Source organism: Devosia sp. (assembly GCF_028290435.1).
Classification (GTDB): Bacteria; Pseudomonadota; Alphaproteobacteria; order Rhizobiales; family Devosiaceae; genus Devosia.
On the sequence record NZ_JAQGJV010000026.1, the window covers coordinates 12,654 to 29,644 of the forward strand.

General features: G+C 62.3%; 20 protein-coding genes. 16 read left to right on the plus strand and 4 right to left on the minus strand.

The window, feature by feature from the left end; translation table 11 throughout:
- Positions 1–12 precede the first annotated feature (12 nt).
- Complete coding sequence (gene folE / locus JWP26_RS07605) at positions 13–633, minus strand: GTP cyclohydrolase I FolE (RefSeq protein WP_299725314.1); 621 nt, start codon at positions 631–633, stop codon at positions 13–15.
- A gap of 148 nt (positions 634–781) precedes the next feature.
- On the opposite strand from folE, the gene JWP26_RS07610 reads away from it, so the two are divergent.
- The 7 genes from JWP26_RS07610 (at position 782) to JWP26_RS07640 (ending at position 6,685) form a co-directional block, all read left to right on the plus strand.
- Positions 782–1,234 (plus strand): iron-sulfur cluster assembly scaffold protein, encoded by a 453-nt coding sequence (locus JWP26_RS07610; RefSeq protein WP_299725316.1) that lies wholly within the window; start codon positions 782–784, stop codon positions 1,232–1,234.
- On the plus strand, positions 1,234–1,545 hold the full coding sequence (yidD, locus tag JWP26_RS07615; protein ID WP_367184091.1) for a membrane protein insertion efficiency factor YidD: 312 nt from the start codon (positions 1,234–1,236) through the stop codon (positions 1,543–1,545). Before JWP26_RS07610 ends, yidD begins: the two co-directional genes overlap by 1 nt.
- A 73-nt stretch (positions 1,546–1,618) precedes the next feature.
- On the plus strand, positions 1,619–3,598 hold the full coding sequence (thrS, locus tag JWP26_RS07620; RefSeq protein WP_299725318.1) for a threonine--tRNA ligase: 1,980 nt from the start codon (positions 1,619–1,621) through the stop codon (positions 3,596–3,598).
- Positions 3,599–3,601: 3 nt separating this feature from the next.
- Positions 3,602–3,832 carry a hypothetical protein gene (locus JWP26_RS07625; RefSeq protein ID WP_299725320.1) on the plus strand — a complete coding sequence of 77 codons (231 nt, stop codon included), beginning with the start codon at positions 3,602–3,604 and terminating at the stop codon, positions 3,830–3,832.
- An 8-nt stretch (positions 3,833–3,840) separates the two neighbouring features.
- Positions 3,841–4,272, plus strand: a complete 432-nt coding sequence (arfB, locus tag JWP26_RS07630) for an alternative ribosome rescue aminoacyl-tRNA hydrolase ArfB (protein ID WP_299725322.1) — start codon at positions 3,841–3,843, stop codon at positions 4,270–4,272.
- Positions 4,272–5,693, plus strand: coding sequence for a phosphomannomutase (locus tag JWP26_RS07635; RefSeq protein ID WP_299725324.1), 1,422 nt, complete (start codon positions 4,272–4,274; stop codon positions 5,691–5,693). Before arfB ends, JWP26_RS07635 begins: the two co-directional genes overlap by 1 nt.
- Positions 5,690–6,685 carry an NAD-dependent epimerase/dehydratase family protein gene (locus tag JWP26_RS07640; protein ID WP_299725326.1) on the plus strand — a complete coding sequence of 332 codons (996 nt, stop codon included), beginning with the start codon at positions 5,690–5,692 and terminating at the stop codon, positions 6,683–6,685. The genes JWP26_RS07635 and JWP26_RS07640 overlap by 4 nt, the downstream gene beginning before the upstream one ends.
- A gap of 36 nt (positions 6,686–6,721) precedes the next feature.
- On the opposite strand, the gene JWP26_RS07645 is transcribed toward JWP26_RS07640, so the two are convergent.
- On the minus strand, positions 6,722–8,524 hold the full coding sequence (locus JWP26_RS07645) for a hypothetical protein (RefSeq protein ID WP_299725328.1): 1,803 nt from the start codon (positions 8,522–8,524) through the stop codon (positions 6,722–6,724).
- Positions 8,525–8,757: 233 nt separating this feature from the next.
- Here JWP26_RS07645 and JWP26_RS07650 point away from each other — a divergent pair, with 233 nt between their 5' ends.
- Positions 8,758–9,087, plus strand: coding sequence for an LCCL domain-containing protein (locus tag JWP26_RS07650; RefSeq protein ID WP_299725330.1), 330 nt, complete (start codon positions 8,758–8,760; stop codon positions 9,085–9,087).
- Complete coding sequence (locus JWP26_RS07655) at positions 9,063–9,284, plus strand: LCCL domain-containing protein (RefSeq protein WP_299725426.1); 222 nt, start codon at positions 9,063–9,065, stop codon at positions 9,282–9,284. The genes JWP26_RS07650 and JWP26_RS07655 overlap by 25 nt, the downstream gene beginning before the upstream one ends.
- A 12-nt stretch (positions 9,285–9,296) precedes the next feature.
- Here JWP26_RS07655 and JWP26_RS07660 read toward each other — a convergent pair whose 3' ends face one another.
- The gene (locus JWP26_RS07660) at positions 9,297–10,265 is read right to left on the minus strand and encodes a hypothetical protein (RefSeq protein WP_299725332.1); all 969 of its coding nucleotides are present in this window, start codon (positions 10,263–10,265) and stop codon (positions 9,297–9,299) included.
- Between the two features lie 219 nt (positions 10,266–10,484).
- On the opposite strand from JWP26_RS07660, the gene JWP26_RS07665 reads away from it, so the two are divergent.
- From JWP26_RS07665 to JWP26_RS07685, 5 genes are all read left to right on the plus strand, one after another.
- Entirely contained in the window at positions 10,485–11,069 is a 585-nt protein-coding gene (locus tag JWP26_RS07665) for a nitroreductase (protein WP_299725334.1), read from the plus strand.
- Positions 11,070–11,121: 52 nt separating this feature from the next.
- Positions 11,122–11,370 (plus strand): DUF2188 domain-containing protein, encoded by a 249-nt coding sequence (locus tag JWP26_RS07670; RefSeq protein WP_299725336.1) that lies wholly within the window; start codon positions 11,122–11,124, stop codon positions 11,368–11,370.
- A 77-nt stretch (positions 11,371–11,447) separates the two neighbouring features.
- Entirely contained in the window at positions 11,448–12,257 is an 810-nt protein-coding gene (locus JWP26_RS07675) for a transglycosylase SLT domain-containing protein (protein ID WP_299725338.1), read from the plus strand.
- Between the two features lie 157 nt (positions 12,258–12,414).
- Entirely contained in the window at positions 12,415–12,564 is a 150-nt protein-coding gene (locus JWP26_RS07680; RefSeq protein ID WP_299725340.1) for a hypothetical protein, read from the plus strand.
- An 86-nt stretch (positions 12,565–12,650) separates the two neighbouring features.
- The gene (locus JWP26_RS07685) at positions 12,651–13,850 is read left to right on the plus strand and encodes a DUF2336 domain-containing protein (protein WP_299725342.1); all 1,200 of its coding nucleotides are present in this window, start codon (positions 12,651–12,653) and stop codon (positions 13,848–13,850) included.
- On the opposite strand, the gene JWP26_RS07690 is transcribed toward JWP26_RS07685, so the two are convergent.
- Positions 13,847–14,623 carry an NAD kinase gene (locus tag JWP26_RS07690; protein ID WP_299725344.1) on the minus strand — a complete coding sequence of 259 codons (777 nt, stop codon included), beginning with the start codon at positions 14,621–14,623 and terminating at the stop codon, positions 13,847–13,849. The genes JWP26_RS07685 and JWP26_RS07690 overlap by 4 nt on opposite strands.
- Positions 14,624–14,794: 171 nt before the next feature.
- Between JWP26_RS07690 and JWP26_RS07695 the strand changes: the two genes are divergently transcribed.
- Positions 14,795–15,577: a sugar transferase gene (locus JWP26_RS07695; RefSeq protein WP_299725346.1), complete on the plus strand. Its 783-nt coding sequence runs from the start codon at positions 14,795–14,797 to the stop codon at positions 15,575–15,577.
- A gap of 40 nt (positions 15,578–15,617) precedes the next feature.
- Positions 15,618–16,961 carry a UDP-glucose/GDP-mannose dehydrogenase family protein gene (locus JWP26_RS07700; protein WP_299725348.1) on the plus strand — a complete coding sequence of 448 codons (1,344 nt, stop codon included), beginning with the start codon at positions 15,618–15,620 and terminating at the stop codon, positions 16,959–16,961.
- Positions 16,962–16,991 lie beyond the last annotated feature (30 nt).

The following is a 16,991-nucleotide window of genomic DNA, read 5'->3' on the forward strand; positions in this document are numbered from 1 at the left end:
CCTAACGCGAGTTTAGCGCTTGATCATCGCGAAGAAGCGATCCTGCTCGACGCGGTCTTCGGCGAAGACGCCGGTAAAGCGATGAGTGATGGTGGCGACGCCATGGGCGCGGACGCCGCGCATGGTCATGCACATATGCTCCGCTTCGAGCATGACGGCAACGCCGCGCGGGCCCAGATGCTCATTGAGGGCGTCGATGATTTGAGCTGTGAGGTTTTCCTGAGTCTGAAGGCGGCGTGCGAACACCTCAACGAGCCGCGCGAGCTTGGACAGGCCGACGACGCCGTCGTGGGGCAGATAGGCGATGTGCGCCTTGCCGACGAAGGGCACCATGTGATGCTCACAATGGGAATGGAACGGGATATCGCGCATCAGCACGATATCATCATAGCCGCCAACTTCCTTGAAGATTCGACTGAGGATTTCCTTGGGGTCCTGGTCGTAGCCGGCAAATAGTTCGCCATAGGAGCGGGCGACGCGGGCAGGGGTCTCCAGCAGGCCCTCGCGGCTCGGGTCGTCGCCGGCCCAGGCGATCAGGGTGCGCACGGCCGCCTCTGCCTCAGCCTGGCTGGGACGAAGGCGTGCACGCAGAGCGCCGGACTCGGTCTCGAGGGAGTTTATGCGGGCGTCCATAGCAGCAGGTCCTCAATTGGCGTCAGCGTTGGATACGGGCCGGACGCGAATTTGGACCACAAAGCGACAGCGCGCCCTGACAGTCCGTTTGCGAGCACATATATAGGAGGGGCACGACCCGCCCACAAGAAACAGATTTGTTCGTTTCATGGACCTTAGCGATCTCTATTCCGAAAAAATCCTCGATCTGGCAGCAAACGCCGTGCAGCCAGCGCGGCTCATTGCGCCCGATGCTTCGGCTCGCAAGGTGAGCCGGGTTTGCGGCTCGGTGATCGAGGTAGACTTGGCCGTGCGCGACGGCGTCATCGTCGACTATGGGCATGATATTTCCGCCTGCGCGCTGGGGCAGACCTCGGCGGCAGTGGTGGCCCGAGAGATTGTCGGCACGCCAGTCGAAGAGGTGCGGGCACTGCGGGCGCAGATGCATGCCATGCTCAAGGAGAATGGGGCGCCGCCCGCGGGCAAGTGGAGCGACCTCAAATATCTGGAGCCGGTGCGGGAATACCGGCCTCGGCACACCTCGACGCTGCTGGTGTTCGACGCGATGGTCGAGGCGCTGGATAAAATCGAGTCGGTAGAATCGGTTAGAGCCGCCGGTTGATGGGCAGAGTCATCGATATGATGTGGCGGGTGATCGACTGGCCGTTCAAGCTGGTCGGCGTGCTGCTGATCCAGATTTATCGTTATACGCTTTCGGCTTTCGTGGGGCGAACCTGCCGGCATGCGCCAACCTGCTCGGAATATACGCGAGACGCCATCTGGCAGCACGGGTTCTGGCCCGGCGGCTGGATGGGGCTGGCGCGGGTGGTGCGATGCAGGCCGGGCGGTACACATGGTTATGATCCGGTGCCCGTGGTTGTGCCAGAGCGGGCGCACTGGTTTGCGCCATGGACCTATGGAAGCTGGAAATAAAATCCAGTCGTGCTAGACAAGCCGCCTTGCAGCGAAGGTCGCTGCATCTATCCAATTTCTGGAGATGTGAAAAATGACGATCAAGGTGACGTTCCCCGACGGTGCGGCTCGCGACTATGCGCGTGGCACCACCGGGACCACCGTGGTCGAAGGCATCTCCAAGAGCCTGGCCAAGAAGACGGTGGCAATGCGCTGGAACGGCGTGCTCAGCGATCTGTCTGACGCGCTGGAAGCCGACGGCAAAATCGAATTCGTGACGCGCGATAGCGGGTCGGCGGATGTGCTGGAACTGATCCGGCACGACACGGCGCACGTGCTTGCCGAAGCGGTGCAGGAGCTGTGGCCAACGACACAGGTGACGATCGGGCCGGTGATCGAGAACGGCTTCTACTACGACTTCAAGCGGGACGAGCCGTTCAGCGAAGACGATTTCCCGGCCATCGAGAAGAAGATGGCCGAGATTATCGATCGCGGTGCGGCGTTTACCAAGGAAATCTGGAGCCGCGATCAGGCCAAGGCATTCTTCAATACGCGCGGCGAGAACTTCAAGGTCGAGCTGGTCGATGCCATTCCGGCTGACCAGTCGCTCAAGATGTACAAGCAGGGCCAGTGGATCGACCTGTGCCGTGGGCCGCATATGCGTACGGTCAAGGATATCGGCAATGCGTTCAAGCTGACCAAGGTGGCTGGCGCCTATTGGCGTGGCGATAGCAATAATCCGGTGCTGAGCCGGATTTACGGCACCGCCTTTGCCACCAAGGAAGAGCTGGACGCGTATCTGCACATGATTGCAGAGGCGGAGAAGCGCGATCACCGCAAGATCGGGCAGGAGATGGACCTGTACCATTTCCAGCCGGAAGCGCAGGGATCGGTGTTCTGGCATCCCAAGGGCTACGTGCTCTACAACCAGATGGAGACCTATATCCGTCGCCGGCTGAATTCCTCGGGCTATGTCGAGGTCAAGACGCCGCAACTGATGAGCTCAAAGTTCTGGGAGGCCTCGGGCCACTGGGGCAAGTACCGCGAAAACATGTTCGTGGTGCCTGACGAAGTGCCCGGCACGGAAGAAGAAGGTCCGGTTCTGAGCGGCAAGGGCGAGCTGATGGCGCTCAAGCCGATGAACTGCCCGGCCCATATCCAGATCTTCAACCAGGGCATCAAGAGCTATCGCGATCTGCCGTTGCGGATGGCCGAATTCGGCTGCTGCCATCGCAACGAAGCGCATGGCGCGCTGCACGGGCTGATGCGCGTGCGGCAGATGACCCAGGACGACGCGCATATTTTCTGCCGCGAAGACCAGATCCAGTCCGAGACCGAGCATTTCGTGCATCTGCTCTATTCGGTCTATGCCCATATGGGCTTTTCGGACGTGGTGATTAAGCTCGCCACGCGGCCGGAAAAGTTCGGCGGCACGATCGAGCGCTGGGACGCGGCCGAGAAGGCGCTGGGCGATGCCCTGCGCGCGACCGGCTATGACTTCGAGATCGCCGAGGGCGAGGGCGCCTTCTATGCGCCAAAGCTCGAATTCCACCTCAAGGACGCCATCGGGCGTTCGTGGCAGGTGGGAACGCTGCAGCTCGACTACGTGCTGCCCGAACGTCTCGACGCCACCTATGTGGCCGAGGACGGTTCGCGCAAATACGCCGTAATGCTGCATCGCGCGATCCTGGGCTCGCTGGAGCGGTTCATCGGCATGATGATCGAAAGCTATGCCGGCAAGATGCCGATGTGGCTGGCCCCGGTGCAGGTGGTGGTCGCTACCATCGTGTCGGAAGCCGACGAGACCGCCGAGAAGCTGGTCCGCCAGTTGCGCTCGGCAGGGATCCGGGCGGAGCTCGACGCGCGCAACGAGAAGATCAACTACAAGGTGCGCGAGCACTCGGTGGGCAAGGTGCCGCTGATGTTTGTCGTCGGCAAGCGCGAGGCCGAGGAGGGCACCGTGTCCGTCCGCCGCCTCGGCACCGAAGGGCAGAAAGTCGTGCCGTTCATGGACGCGCTGGTTGAGCTGATGGCGGAAGCGACCCCGCCGGACCTCAAGGCGAAGGCGGCCTGATCCATGCCGCAGCGTCCGTCCAATCGCGAGATTAAGGCGCTTACCCTGCTGGGTGAGGAAAACGCGCTTGGGCCGGGCGACTTCAAGGATATCGGCGAGAAGGTTTTCGCCGGTATGCTCAAAAAAGGCTGGGTGGTCCCCGCAGAGGGACTGCCCGGCAAATACCGCGCGACCATCAAGGGCCTGACGATCCACGAAGGCGAGATCATCTTCGCCGGTCGATACCGGAACTAGATGATGCGATGCCCGATCCGATAGAGATCACACAACGGATCAGCATCGACTCCAGCGAGCTGGAGGAAACCTTCGTGCGCAGCGCCGGACCGGGCGGGCAGAACGTCAACAAGGTGTCGAGCGCAGTGCAACTGCGCTTCGATCTGATGAATTCCCCCAATATTCCCGAGCCAATGAAGCGCCGGGTCGCGGTGCTGGCTGGGCGCAAGCTTACCAAGCAGGGCGTGCTGGTGATCACCGCCAATAGCCATCGCGACCAGCCGATGAACCGCGCCGATGCGCAGGAGCGACTGGTGGCGCTGCTCAAGGAAGGCGCAATAGCGCCGAAATTCCGGGTGGCGACGCGGCCGACTTTGGCTTCGAAAAGGCGGCGTCTTGAGGGGAAATCGATCCGCTCGGTGACCAAGACGATGCGGCGCGATATTCCGGATGGCGATTGATGGATAGTCTGAAATTCGGCACCAGCGGATTGCGTGGTCTCGCGGTTGACCTGCAAGGGCAGTCGGCGCGGCGCTATACGGCGGCGTTCCTGCGGCATCTGGATGGGCTCGGGGCGATCGTGAGCGATAGTGTGTATCTGGCGCGCGATTTCCGGGCGTCGAGCGCGGCAGTTACCGCAGACTGCGCGGCGGCGATCGAGGCGCATGGACTGAGGGCGGTGGATTGCGGGGCATTGCCGACGCCGGCGCTGGCCTTGCATGCCATGGCGGCGCACAGCCCCTCGATCATGATTACCGGCAGCCACATTCCGGCGGATCGGAACGGGCTCAAGTTTTACACGCCCAGCGGCGAGATCGGTAAGGCCGACGAGGCGGGGATTTTGGCGGCGTTGCGGGACGAGGCGATTGCCGATGGGGCGTTGCCGGTCGGTCATGAGCATGTGGCGGCGATCGAGCGCTATGTTGCGCGGTTTGCCAATTTGGTGCCGGCTGGCGCGTTGCGGGGCTGGCGGATCGGGTTGTTCGAGCACTCCACGGTGGCGCGGGATATCCTTGGCGCCATTTTGCATCGGGCTGGCGCGGAAATCGTGCCGCTGGGGCGGGTCGATGGCTTTGTGGCGGTGGATACCGAGGCATTCGGCGATGCGGTGTTCGGGCCGCTCAAGGGGTGGATTGCGTCTGAGCGGCTGGACGCCATTGTTTCTGCGGACGGGGATGGCGACCGGCCGCTGCTGATGGACGGGCAGGGCGCGTTTGTGCGCGGGGATGTGCTGGGACTGTTGGCGGCGCGCTATCTCGGCGCCGATGCGGTGGTGACGCCGGTGACCTCCAATAGCGCGATCGAGAAGACCGGGTTTTTCCCAAGTGTGATCCGCACCAAGGTGGGGTCGCCCTATGTGATCGCTGGTATCGCGGAGGCAATTGCGGGGGGCAGCTCTGTCGTCGTGGGGTTCGAGGCTAATGGCGGAACGTTGCTCGGCACTTCGGCGTCGGTCGGAGGCGGCGAGATTTCGGCATTGCCGACGCGGGATGCGGTACTGCCATTGCTCAGCGCGCTGGGATTGGCGGCGCGGCAGGGTTTGGGCCTAGCGGAGCTGGTGGCGGGACTGCCGCTGCAGTATGCGGCGAGCGACCGGCTTGAACATGTGCCGGGGGAAAAAAGCGCGGCTTTGCTAGGGCGGTTGGCGGCGGATGTGGAATATGCGGCGGCTTTTTTTGCGCCGGACCATGAAATCGAACGGTTGTCGCAAATTGACGGGCTGCAGTTTTGGACGCGGGCGGGGGAGATGGTGCACTTCCGCGCGTCGGGGAATGCGCCTGAACTGCGCTGCTATGTCGAGAGCGGGTCGGAAGCGAGCGCGCGGGCCTTGTTGCAGTGGGGTTTGGCGGCAGCCGTTGGCGCGCTGAAGGCGTTGCCGTGAAAGTATTCGTGACGGGCACAGCCGGGTTCATCGGGTTTCATCTGGCGCGGCGGTTGCTGGCCGATGGGCACAGCGTCACCGGCTATGATGGGATGACGCCGTTCTATGACGAGGGGCTGAAGGCCGGGCGGATGGCGCTGCTGTCGGGGCAGGCGGGCTTTGAGGGCGTGCAGGGCATGCTTGAGGACGCGGCGGGGCTGACCGAGGCGTTGCGGGCCAGTCAGGCCGAGGTCGTGGTTCATTTGGCGGCGCAGGCGGGGGTTCGCTACAGCATCGAGGCGCCGCAGACCTATATTAGCTCCAATCTGGTGGGCACGGCCAACCTGCTGGAGGCGGCGCGGGCGCATCGGCCGCGGCATCTGGTGTTTGCCTCGACCAGCTCGATCTATGGCGGCAATCTGGAGATGCCGTTCGCGGAAACCGATCGCGCCGACAATCCGGTTTCGCTCTATGCCGCCACCAAAAAGGGTGGCGAGGCGATGGTGCATGCCTATGCGCATCTGTGGGGCATCCCCGCGACCAGCATGCGGTTTTTTACCGTTTATGGGCCTTGGGGGCGTCCGGACATGGCGGCGCTCAAGTTCGTACGGGCGATCGAGGCGGGCGAAGCCATCGATGTCTATGGCGAAGGCCAGATGCGGCGCGATTTCACCTATATCGACGATCTGGTCGAGGCCATCGTGCGGGTTATCGGCCGGCCGCCGGTGATGGGCGAAGTGCTGGAGGGCGATACTTTGTCGCCGGTGGCGCCGAGCCGCATCGTCAATCTGGGTGGCGGGCAGCCGCGCGAGCTGATGGATTTCGTCGCGGCCATTGAGGCGGCGCTGGGCAAGAAGGCCAAGCTCAATTTCCTGCCGATGCAGCAGGGCGATGTGGTGGAAACCTATTCGGATGTGTCGCTGCTGCGGCAGTTGATCGGGACGCTGCCGCAGACCTCGGTCGAGGATGGTGCCGCCAAACTCGTGGCTTGGTATCGGCAGTTCTACCGCTAGGGAACTGGCCCCGCCGGAGCGAGGCCAGTCAGTGGCTTACTTCGAGGTTGCAGTGATGTTGGTCTTGGTCAACAGCACGGTGGGGTCCTGTTCGGCGGCCATGAAATCGGCGAGGCCGAGGCCAGCGGGGTCCTTGGCGGTCATTTCGATGGTCAGGTCCTTGGCATCGCCGGTGATGAAGGCGCTGACGGCCTTGCCGACCTTCTGGGCCTCGGCGGCGCCGGCGAGCATGCCCAAAATGGTGCCTTCGGCCAGGCCCGCATAGATCGGACGCATGCTGGCGGCATCGGAGCCCTGTTCGGTGGAAACACGCTTCAGGATGATGTCGGAGAGGCCGGCATCGACCACATTGACCTTCAGATTGTTGATGACGACGCCCATGGCGGCGGCGAGCGACGTGTCCGGATCGATATCGAACAGGGCCTCGGTGGCGTTGCCAATGGTGCCGGCGAGCTTGACGGTCGCGAGGTCGGCGCCGCTGACCGAGACATCCTCGATATTGATGGCGTTTGCCGCCTCATCCCAGGCGGCCTTGACGGCAAAGCCGAGATCGACCGAGGTGATGCCCAGGTCGATCATTTGCTGAAACTGCTCGTCACCGGAATCCTTGGGCACATCGATTGCAATGTTGTCGCCGGTGGTCGAGATATTGGTCGGGATGCCGTTGCGATAGTCGCCCAGTGACAGGTCGAACGCGCCGATATCTGCCTTGATGCGCTCGTCGGTGGCGTCGGGGTTGGGAACGTCCATCTTGAAGCCGTCGAACGAGAACCCGGCAAAGGCAGGGATCAGCGAACGCGCATTGGCATCGAGCCAGGCCTGGTCGATGGCTTCGGGGGCGGCCTCGACAGCGGCTATAGGGCCGCTGAGGTCCATCGCCTTGAAGGCGATATTGGCGATGCTCATTTCACCATCGCCTTCCACGGCGACGCGGAAATTCTGCAGGGCGATTGCCGGGTAGGTGCCGGGGGACATGCCGTCCATGGTCATGCCGCCCATAGCGAAGTCCAGCGGGGTTCCGTCCTCGTTGGTGCCCTTGCAATCGAAGCCACCAAAGGTGACGGGGGAGGATTCGAAGGCGGTGAAGATATCGGCGTACATGTGGAGCGCCTTGCCGATGGTCTCGGGCGAAGGGGTCTCGCCTTCGGCTTCCATCGACTGGGACATTGACATGATATCGGCAAAGGAGAATTTCAGCGGACGGCCCTTGAATTCGGCGGTTTCGACGGCGCCGACATGGCAGGCGACGTCCTTGATATCCATGGTGCCGCCTTCCGCCTTGAAATCGCTATAGAGGGTGGTGAGTTCGGTCTGGCCGGCGGTATCGACCAGGCCATAGATGCGGAGCATGCCGCCGATATCGAAATTGGTCGCCGAGACCGCGCCGAAGTTGCCCGAGACATTTTCATCGGAGCTCAGTTCGACACCACCCAGGGACACGCTGGCGGCGACGCCTTCCTCGACATTGTCGAGAACAACGTCCTTGAAGCTGAACTGCCCGGACTTGGCTTCGCCGTCCACGGTGGAGGTGAAACTGACGGTAATATCGGGAATGGTGATGCTTGTGGCGGTGAGGCCGGCCAGCGCGTCGGCGTTGTCGATCACGTCGCCACTGAAAATGGCGCGTAGCGTAGCGTCATCGACATTAGAGTCGACGGCGTCGAGGTCGGCAATTTCAACCGAGAATTCGGGAGGCGTCGTGACCGCCGGCGTGCTTTGCTCGGCGGGCGCCTTGATCTTTTCCTTGGCGATCGCGGTTCCGGCAGGCAGGGCCACAGTCAGCAGGCAGGCAGCGGCAAAAGCTGCCAGTTTGGGGCGGGACAGGATATCAAAGGTCACGGCTAACTCTCCGGGCTTGTTCGGTGCGCAATTTGTGCCATCGCGCTGTTGCCAGCAATAGGCAAAGAGCGTCGTCGCGCATAGGGTTGGTCAAATGTTAAGGCGCGGCTGGACGCGCGCAAATGCTTGTCAGTCGGGCGGCGGTAAGCAATATAGCCGGCACCAGACGAGACGGCCGGGGCTTGATAATTTTGGCGACCAAAGTTCCGCGCACCATAGTGACCGGCGCATTTATGGCGTTGCTTGGCGTCATTTCTGCTTCGGCCCAGTCAAACCAGCCGTCGAGCGGCAAGCTCGGCACGCCTGAAGTGGCTATTGCGGGCGCGGTCGTCGAGCCCGATCCGGGGAGCCTGTTCAACTTTGCCGGGGCGGTTGGCCAGACGTTGAAACTCAATGTCGTGGGCAGCGATACCGGAGCGATCTGGGGCGATGGCACCTATACCAGTGACTCTGCGCTGGCCGTCGCCGCTGTGCATGCCGGAGCCTTGAAGGTGGGGCAGGCGGGCGTCGTCACGCGCAGACCGTCTGGGGCGACCGCATTTATACCGACGATTCCTCGATAGCCGCGGCAGCCGTGCATGCGGGCGCAGTGCAACCGGGGCAAACCGGCCCCGTCGTCATCGAGATCATGCCGAGACAGGCCAGCTATAGCGGCTCGCAGGCCAATGGCGTGGCCTCGCGCGACTACGGCCCATGGGACGGCAGTTTCAAATTCGTGCTGAACGTCGACGCCAAGGTTCAGAGCAAGCTGAGCAACTAGGGCGCGGCAGCCCTAGTGGGCGGTCGTCAGCACTTCGATTTCCTGACTGGAGCCGGCCTGGACTTCGAAGTCGCGGTTGACGACCGTTTCGCCCTGCTTGGCCAGGACCGTGTATTCGCCTTCGGCCAGTACGGTTGCTGGGAAGGCGCCTAGATCGGTGAACACCGTGGTGCCATCGGCGGCCTTGACGGTCCATTCGACGTCGGCAATCGCCTCACCACCCACCTCGGAGGCCAGTTTGAACGAAATCTGACTGGCCTTTTGGTAGAGCGTTGCGTCGGTGAGCTGGCCTGGCTCGACGCGCAGATCGGCCCGCACCACGGCATTCACGTCGCCAAAGTGCGACACAATGTGGTAGGTGCCGGCATTGAGGGTGACGATCTCGTTGGGCCGCAGGCCTTCGGCAACGGTGGTGCGGTTGGCTTCATCGCCGGCAGTGAGAATGTCAAATTTCAGGAGGTTGGCGGGGATCGGGATATCGCCGGTGATCGCAGAATTGAGACGCAGGGCGCCGGCGCCGATGACGAAGCTCTTTTCATTGGTGCCTTCGGTGACCGTCAGCGTGTCGCTGGCCTGGGCGCGGCCATAGGCGACATGAACGACATATTCGCCGGGCGGCAATTCTACCGAGGCGATTGCTTCGTCGGATTTGGCCACCAAGGCCAGTTCGCCATTGGCATCGGGCGTGGTGCCGAAAATGCGCCAGACCAGGCCCTCGGGAATGGTGGTGCCATCCTCCGTGATGCGGGCCTTGAGCGAGACAGGTTGCGGCACCGTGGTCAGGGCGCTGATGGCCTCGGTGGCGGGCGTCTGCGCAGCGGGGGGCGTCACTGGCGGCGTCTCGTCGCGATTGGGGCGCGGGCGCGGCATGGGCGGCATTTCGGCGGCAGCGTCCTGCGCGAATGCCGACGGGGCGAGAGCCGCAGGCGCTAATGGCGCCAGCAAGAGCAACAAGAGGGCAAAGACTAGTCCCGAACGCATATGTTTTCCCGGCCCCGGTAGGTACGCCCAAAAATTGGCGTCGTGTGTGGAGAGTCGCGACGCAATAGGCGGCGATTGGGGAAAAGCTGTGTCATAGACGCTGCCACTTTGGAACAGCCCTGTGCGCCAGCGCAGACGATTTTATGTGAATAGCCACTGGGGACTATCGTGATCGCGGCAGTCTGATTATTGGATGACTTCGATGAGAAGGAGATGATGATGCCGGCCAATGCAGCGATGCGCGAGTATCTGATGAGCCGCAGGTCGGTGGGGCAGGCCTTTCTCAAGGAGCCGGGGCCGAATGCGGAGGAACTGGAGCAGATCCTCACCATCGGCACGCGCGTGCCCGATCACGGCAAGCTCAATCCGTGGCGGCTGGTGCTGTATAGCGGCGATGACCGAGCGCTGATCGGTGAAAAGCTGTCGGCGATGGCTAAGGCAAAGAACCCCAACCTGGAGGGGGCGGAGCTCGACCGCGAACTGGGGCGGTTTCTGCCGCCGCCGTTGACGATTGGCGTGCTGTCAGCACCCAAGGCCCATCCGACGGTGCCGGAATGGGAGCAGTTCCTGTCCGCCGGCAATGTGGCGTTCAACCTGGTGAATGCGGCATTCGCACTGGGTTATGCGGCCAACTGGGTGAGCCGGTGGTATTCCATGGACGCAGAAGCGGCCCGCATGCTGGGCGCGCGGGAGGGCGAGCGGTTCGTGGCCTTCGTGCAGATCGGCACGCCGAGCGCGGTGATCGAGGACCGGCCACGACCGAAGCTGGACACTATCGTATCGCGTTGGCAATTGCCGGAGTAGGATGCAACATCAAAGCGGGCGCCTGCGTTATGCCGGCGCAAGGGAGGCATTCATGGTTGCAGATCATTTCATCGTCGCGCGCTGCGATAGTCACTGGAAAGTGAGCTTTCACGGTTCCGACCAGAGCCCGTTCGAAACCAAGGAAGATGCGATTGTGGCGGCGGTCGCGGAAGCGAAGCTGCAATCGGCAAAGGGGCGTGAGGTCGAGGTGCTGGTGCAGGATATTGACTCCACGTTCCATAGCGCGTGGCGGTCGGGCGCTGATGACGACAGCGACGAGGAGCTGGCGACGCGGGCCTAAGTGTGAAACCGAAGTTAACGCGCGGTTAACTGCTGTTAGTGTTTCATTAACCGACACGATTCTTTCGAGACGGATTAATGGGCGTTCAGCCAATCGCGATACCGCAAAGTCTTGCCTATGTCCTGACTTCGGCGGGCGATCGCAATGGCGTGGACTTTAACTACCTGCTGCAAACCGCGATCCGCGAGAGCAGCCTTAATCCGCAGGCGAAGGCGCAGACCTCGTCCGCCACCGGGCTGTTCCAATTCCTCGATACGACCTGGCTGCAGACCATGAAGGAGCAGGGGCCGCGGCTGGGCTACGGGCAATATGCCGACCAGATCGAAAAGAGCGGCAACGGCTATACGGTGCGCGACCCCGATGCACGGGCGCAAATCCTCAAGTTGCGCGAGGACCCGCAGATTGCCTCCGATCTCGCGGCCGCGTTCACCAAATCCAATGGCGATTATCTGAGCGCCAAATTTGGCCGGCAGCCGAGCGCCGGCGAGCTTTATATCGCCCATTTCCTGGGCGCGCAGGGGGCCGAGCGGATGTTCAACGCGGGGCTACAAAACCCCGACCAGATCGCCGCCGACTTGTTTCCGCGCCAGGCGCAGGCCAACAGGACCATTTTTTACGACGAAGGCCAACCACGCACGATCCGGCAGGTGTATCGCGCGCTGGTCGCCAAGCATGAGGGCGGTGGGCAATCGTCGGGCTTTGCGGCGCAGCAATTGGCGAGCCAGCCCGTTGCCAGTGCCGCGCCCGTAGTGGCGTCGCGCTTTTCGCCGGCCAATATGTCGTTCACCGGTCTGTTCAAGAACGAAGAGCAGATCGGGCCGGAATCGCCGTTGAACCCGGTCGGGGCGGGCGGTAGCGCGTTTTTCACTCAGCTTTATGCAAAATAGGAACGCACACCTCAATTGGGCGTTTACTCCTGATCAAGGAAAATTGAATAGGGCGCGAATAGTTTGAGTCGAGACGAAACGAAGTGAGTGAATTGACGGCCTGTTAAAGGTGTTCACGCAGTAATCACCGTGTCCGTCCAGCTCTGAGGAGAGTGCCATGCGCCGTGCTTTTGCTGTAGCTGATCGCTTGATCTCACTGCCCAGGGGATGGACTGTCCTGGCGCTTGCCCTGGCGTCGTGGGGCCTGCTGGTTCTGACGATCCAGATCGTGTCCGGCCTGTTCCACTATGTGGCTGCCGCGTTCTAACGCGGCTCTGACGGTCATCGAAATCATGGTGAACCGTTCCTTAAACCTTCGCGGCTAACTTCAGCTCCGGGTATCCGGAGAGTGTAATGGTTGCGTACAAGGACTTCGTCCGGCTGTCTCAATCGAGCGATAGCGAAGAGCGCGGCAGTGCGGCCCATCTCGCTGCCATGGCCTATCTCAACCATGATGGCCCGGCCGACGAGCAGGCGGCGCTGTATGCCTCGCTGATCAATTTCCTCGATGATCCTTCGGTCAAGGTGCGTGCGGCTCTGGCCTATGGCCTGCTGCATGCCGATATCGCGCCGCGTCCGATCATGCTGGCGCTGCTGCATGACAGCTCGGTCATTTCGCGCGCCGTCCTGCAATATTCGCCGGTGCTGATCGATGCCGATATCATGGGGCTGGTGCGCGGTTTCGATCTGTCGATGCTGGTGGCGGTGTGTCAGCGCAGCCGGATCAGCGAACGTCTCGGCGCCGCCCTGATCGGGCGGCAGGAGCGGCCGGTGACGTTGCGGCTGCTCAGGCGAGCGGATGTCCCGGTGAGTGCGAGACTGCTGCAGGCTTTGGCGCAAAGCGATGGCCATGATGCCGAGATGCGCGGGGCGCTGCTGGGCCGTCGCGACCTGCCGGCTGGCATCAGGGCTCTGCTGGTGCAGAAGGTTGCCGCCGCGCTGGGCAATGCGCGCATTGTCAAGGGCGCGCTGGCCAGTGACCGGCTGGAGCGCCTGTTGCGCAATAGCGGCGATACCGCGCTGTCGGCGATCGGCGAACGCGAAGCGGTGAAGGCGCAAACGGGTTTTGCCGCCGGGCTGATCGGGGCCGACCAATTGAATACCCGGTTGCTGCTGCATGCGGTGGTGACCGGGCATGTGATGTTTTTCGCCGATTGCCTCGCCGAACTCGGCCAGACCCCGCGCGACAAGGTGTTTTCGCTGCTGGAGAGCGGCAGCCGGCCGGCGCTTAATGCGCTGCTGGTGCGTTGCGGGCTGGGCGAGGGGATGCGCAACCTGTTCGCCAAGCTGGTGATGCACGCCCGCGCAGCGGACCTCGCCGATGACGCAGCCGCCCGCCATTATGTGGTGACGGCGCTGACCGAGGAACTGATCGTCGATCATGGCGGCGTCATTCCCGAAGAGTTGGAAGAGGCCTTTGCCTATCTCAGCGAGCAGAATGTTCAATTGGCCCGCAAGGCTGCGCGCGGCGTAATGGCGGCCTTTGCCGGGATTGCCAATGCCCCGATGGCCCTGCCGATGCTGGACGAGCGGCTGGCGCTGCCGGCGGCCTAATAGCGGAACTGTTCGCTCAGCACGCGTTCTTCCAGGCTCGTGCCGGGATCGAACAGCAGGGTCACGCCATGCGAGCGGTCTTCACGCACAGTGACCTCAAGGACATTCTGGAATTCGATATTGTCAGCCACGGCGCTGACCGGACGCTTGGCCGCTTCGCGGGTGATGAACTTGACCACGGCGCGATTGCCCAGGATCGCACCGCGCCAGCGGCGGGGGCGGAACGGCGAGATCGGCGTTAGCGCCAGCAGCGGGGCCTCGATCGGCAGGATAGGGCCGTGGGCCGACAGGTTGTAGGCCGTGGAGCCGGCGGGCGTGGAGAGCAGAACGCCATCGCAGATCAGCTCTTCCAGCCGGGTTTCGCCATCGATGACGATCTGAATCTTGGCGGCCTGATAGGTGGAGCGGAACAGCGACACTTCATTGAGCGCCAGGGCGGTCTGCGCGCGGCCGGTGGTATCGACCACCTGCATCGAGAGCGGATAGATCCGCGTCTGCTGCGCCGCTGCGAGGCGGTCACCCAAGTCATCCTCCGAGAAGGCGTTCATCATGAAGCCGACCGAGCCGAAATTCATGCCATAGACCGGCACGCTGGTGCGCATGACGCGGTGCAAGGTCTGTAACATCAGGCCGTCGCCGCCCAGGGCCACTACCACCTCAGCGGACTCGAAGGCGATGTTGCCATAGCGCTGCTGCAGGCGCTGGGCCGCGACATCAGCCTCCGGCGTGCCGTTGGTGACGAAACTGATGCGCTCGGTGGGTCGGCTGGCCACGGCATTCCTCAAAGACTCTAGAGCCCGATGCGGCGACTGCTATCATGCGGGCCGCCAGCGTGCCAGCCGGCAGGGAGCGACGTCACACTAGCCGGTGGTAATTTGCACCGCGCCTGATTTGGTATTGGCATTTCTTAATATCTTGGTAACCTACGTACAAAGACGGAAGTAATGGCAGCCAAGGCTGGGCAGGAGCGGGCGGCGATGCAAGTTTTGTCGTCCTATGATACTGCGCGCACAAATGGCAGCGTGGCAGCTGAATTTGTTTGTTTCCCAGCCTCGAATCCATCGGCAAACAAGCACTCCGTCACGTTGCATTCTGCCAGTGGCTTGCCGATGCATTTGTTGGCGGGCAGGCCGGTGTCGGCGCGGTTGACGACATCGCGTGCGGTGCAACTCGTGGTCAAGCGTGCCATGGACATGGTTCTGGCGACTGTTGCCTTGGCGATCCTGGCGCCGGTGTTGGTTTTGCTGGCGATCGTCATCTGTCTGACCAGCAAGGGCCCGGCGCTATTCCGCCAGGATCGGGACGGGCTGAACGGTGCCGTCATTTCGGTCTATAAATTTCGCTCCATGTATGTCGACCGCGCCGGGGTTACACCGATCGGTCGGTTTATCCGTCGAACCAGTATGGACGAGCTGCCGCAATTGTTGAACGTGATCCGGGGCGATATGAGCCTCGTCGGGCCGCGTCCGCATCCGGTCGGATTGCTTGCGGCGGGTGGCCCGTATGAAGCACTGGTGCCGTATTATCACGCGCGCCATGTCATGAAACCGGGGATTTCAGGCTGGGCGCAGGCCAATGGTCTGCGGGGGCCAACCGACAATGCGACGACGGCCCGCGCCCGCATCGAGCACGACATTGCCTACATTCAGAATTTCAATCTCCTGCTGGATATCCGGATCATGATCCGGACGGTTCTGCGCGAATTCGTCACGGGAACGGGCTATTAATCGATCCTGAGACGTCAACGCTCAGTGGGAGGTCAGTCAGATGCGCATCGCTGTTGTTGGTTCGGGGTATGTTGGCCTGGTGAGCGGCGCCTGCTTTGCCGATTTTGGGCATTCGGTTGCCTGCGTCGACACGGACGAGACCAAGATTGCCGCTTTGCAGGCCGGTGAGATTTCGATTTTCGAGCCGGGTCTCAATTCTCTGGTGGCCGACAATGCCAAGGCCGGCCGCCTGACTTTTTCCACCAATGTGGCGGAAGCGGTAGCGGGCGCCGAAGTGGTGTTTATCGCCGTGGGGACGCCGTCGCGACGCGGCGACGGTCATGCGGACCTGTCCTATGTGTACGACGCTGCTCGTACCATCGGCCGGTCGATCCAGCAGTTCACGGTCGTGGTGACCAAGTCCACCGTGCCGGTGGGCACGGGCGACGAGGTTGAGCGGCTGATCCGCGAGGTCAATCCCGAGGCCGATTTCGCCGTCGTGGCCAACCCCGAATTCTTGCGCGAGGGCGCGGCGATCCAGGATTTCAAGCACCCCGACCGCATCGTTGTGGGCCTGGACAGTGAGCGCGCCAAGCAGGTGATGACGGAAGTCTATCGGCCGCTGTTTCTCAACCAGTCGCCACTGTTCTTTGTTACGCGGCGGACGGCGGAGCTGATCAAATATGCGGGGAACGCATTCTTGGCGATGAAGATCACCTTCATCAACGAGATGGCTGATCTTTGCGAGGCGGTGGACGCCAATGTGCAGGACGTGGCGCGCGGCATTGGCCTCGACAACCGGATCGGCATGAAATTTCTCAATGCGGGCCCGGGCTATGGCGGTTCGTGTTTTCCCAAGGATACGTTGGCCCTGGTCAAGACAGCGCGTGATCACAATAGCCCGGTCAACTTGATCGAGACCACCGTCGCCATCAACGACAACCGCAAGAGGGCGATGGCGCGCAAGATCATCGCGGCCTGTGGCGGCAGCGTCCGCGGCAAGACCATCGCCATCCTCGGACTGACCTTCAAGCCCAATACAGATGACATGCGCGACGCCCCATCCATCACAATCATCCAGACGTTGCAGGACAACGGCGCGATCATTCGGGCGTTCGATCCTGAGGGCATGAAGCCTGCTGCCAGGCTGCTGGACAATGTGCAGTTCGGCACCGACGCGTATGACGTTGCCAGGGGGGCGCATGCGACAGTGATCGTGACCGAGTGGAACCAGTTCCGCTCGCTCGACCTGGCTCATTTACGCACCATCATGGCCGAACCCGTATTGGTGGATTTGCGCAATATCTACAATCGCGCTGACGCGGTGGCCCATGGACTGATGTATTCAAGCATCGGCCGGCCAGAAGGCGCGGCGCCAGGACATTTGGCGGAGGCGGCCGAATAATCTCGACGGGTTAGGGACCGTTGAGACGAC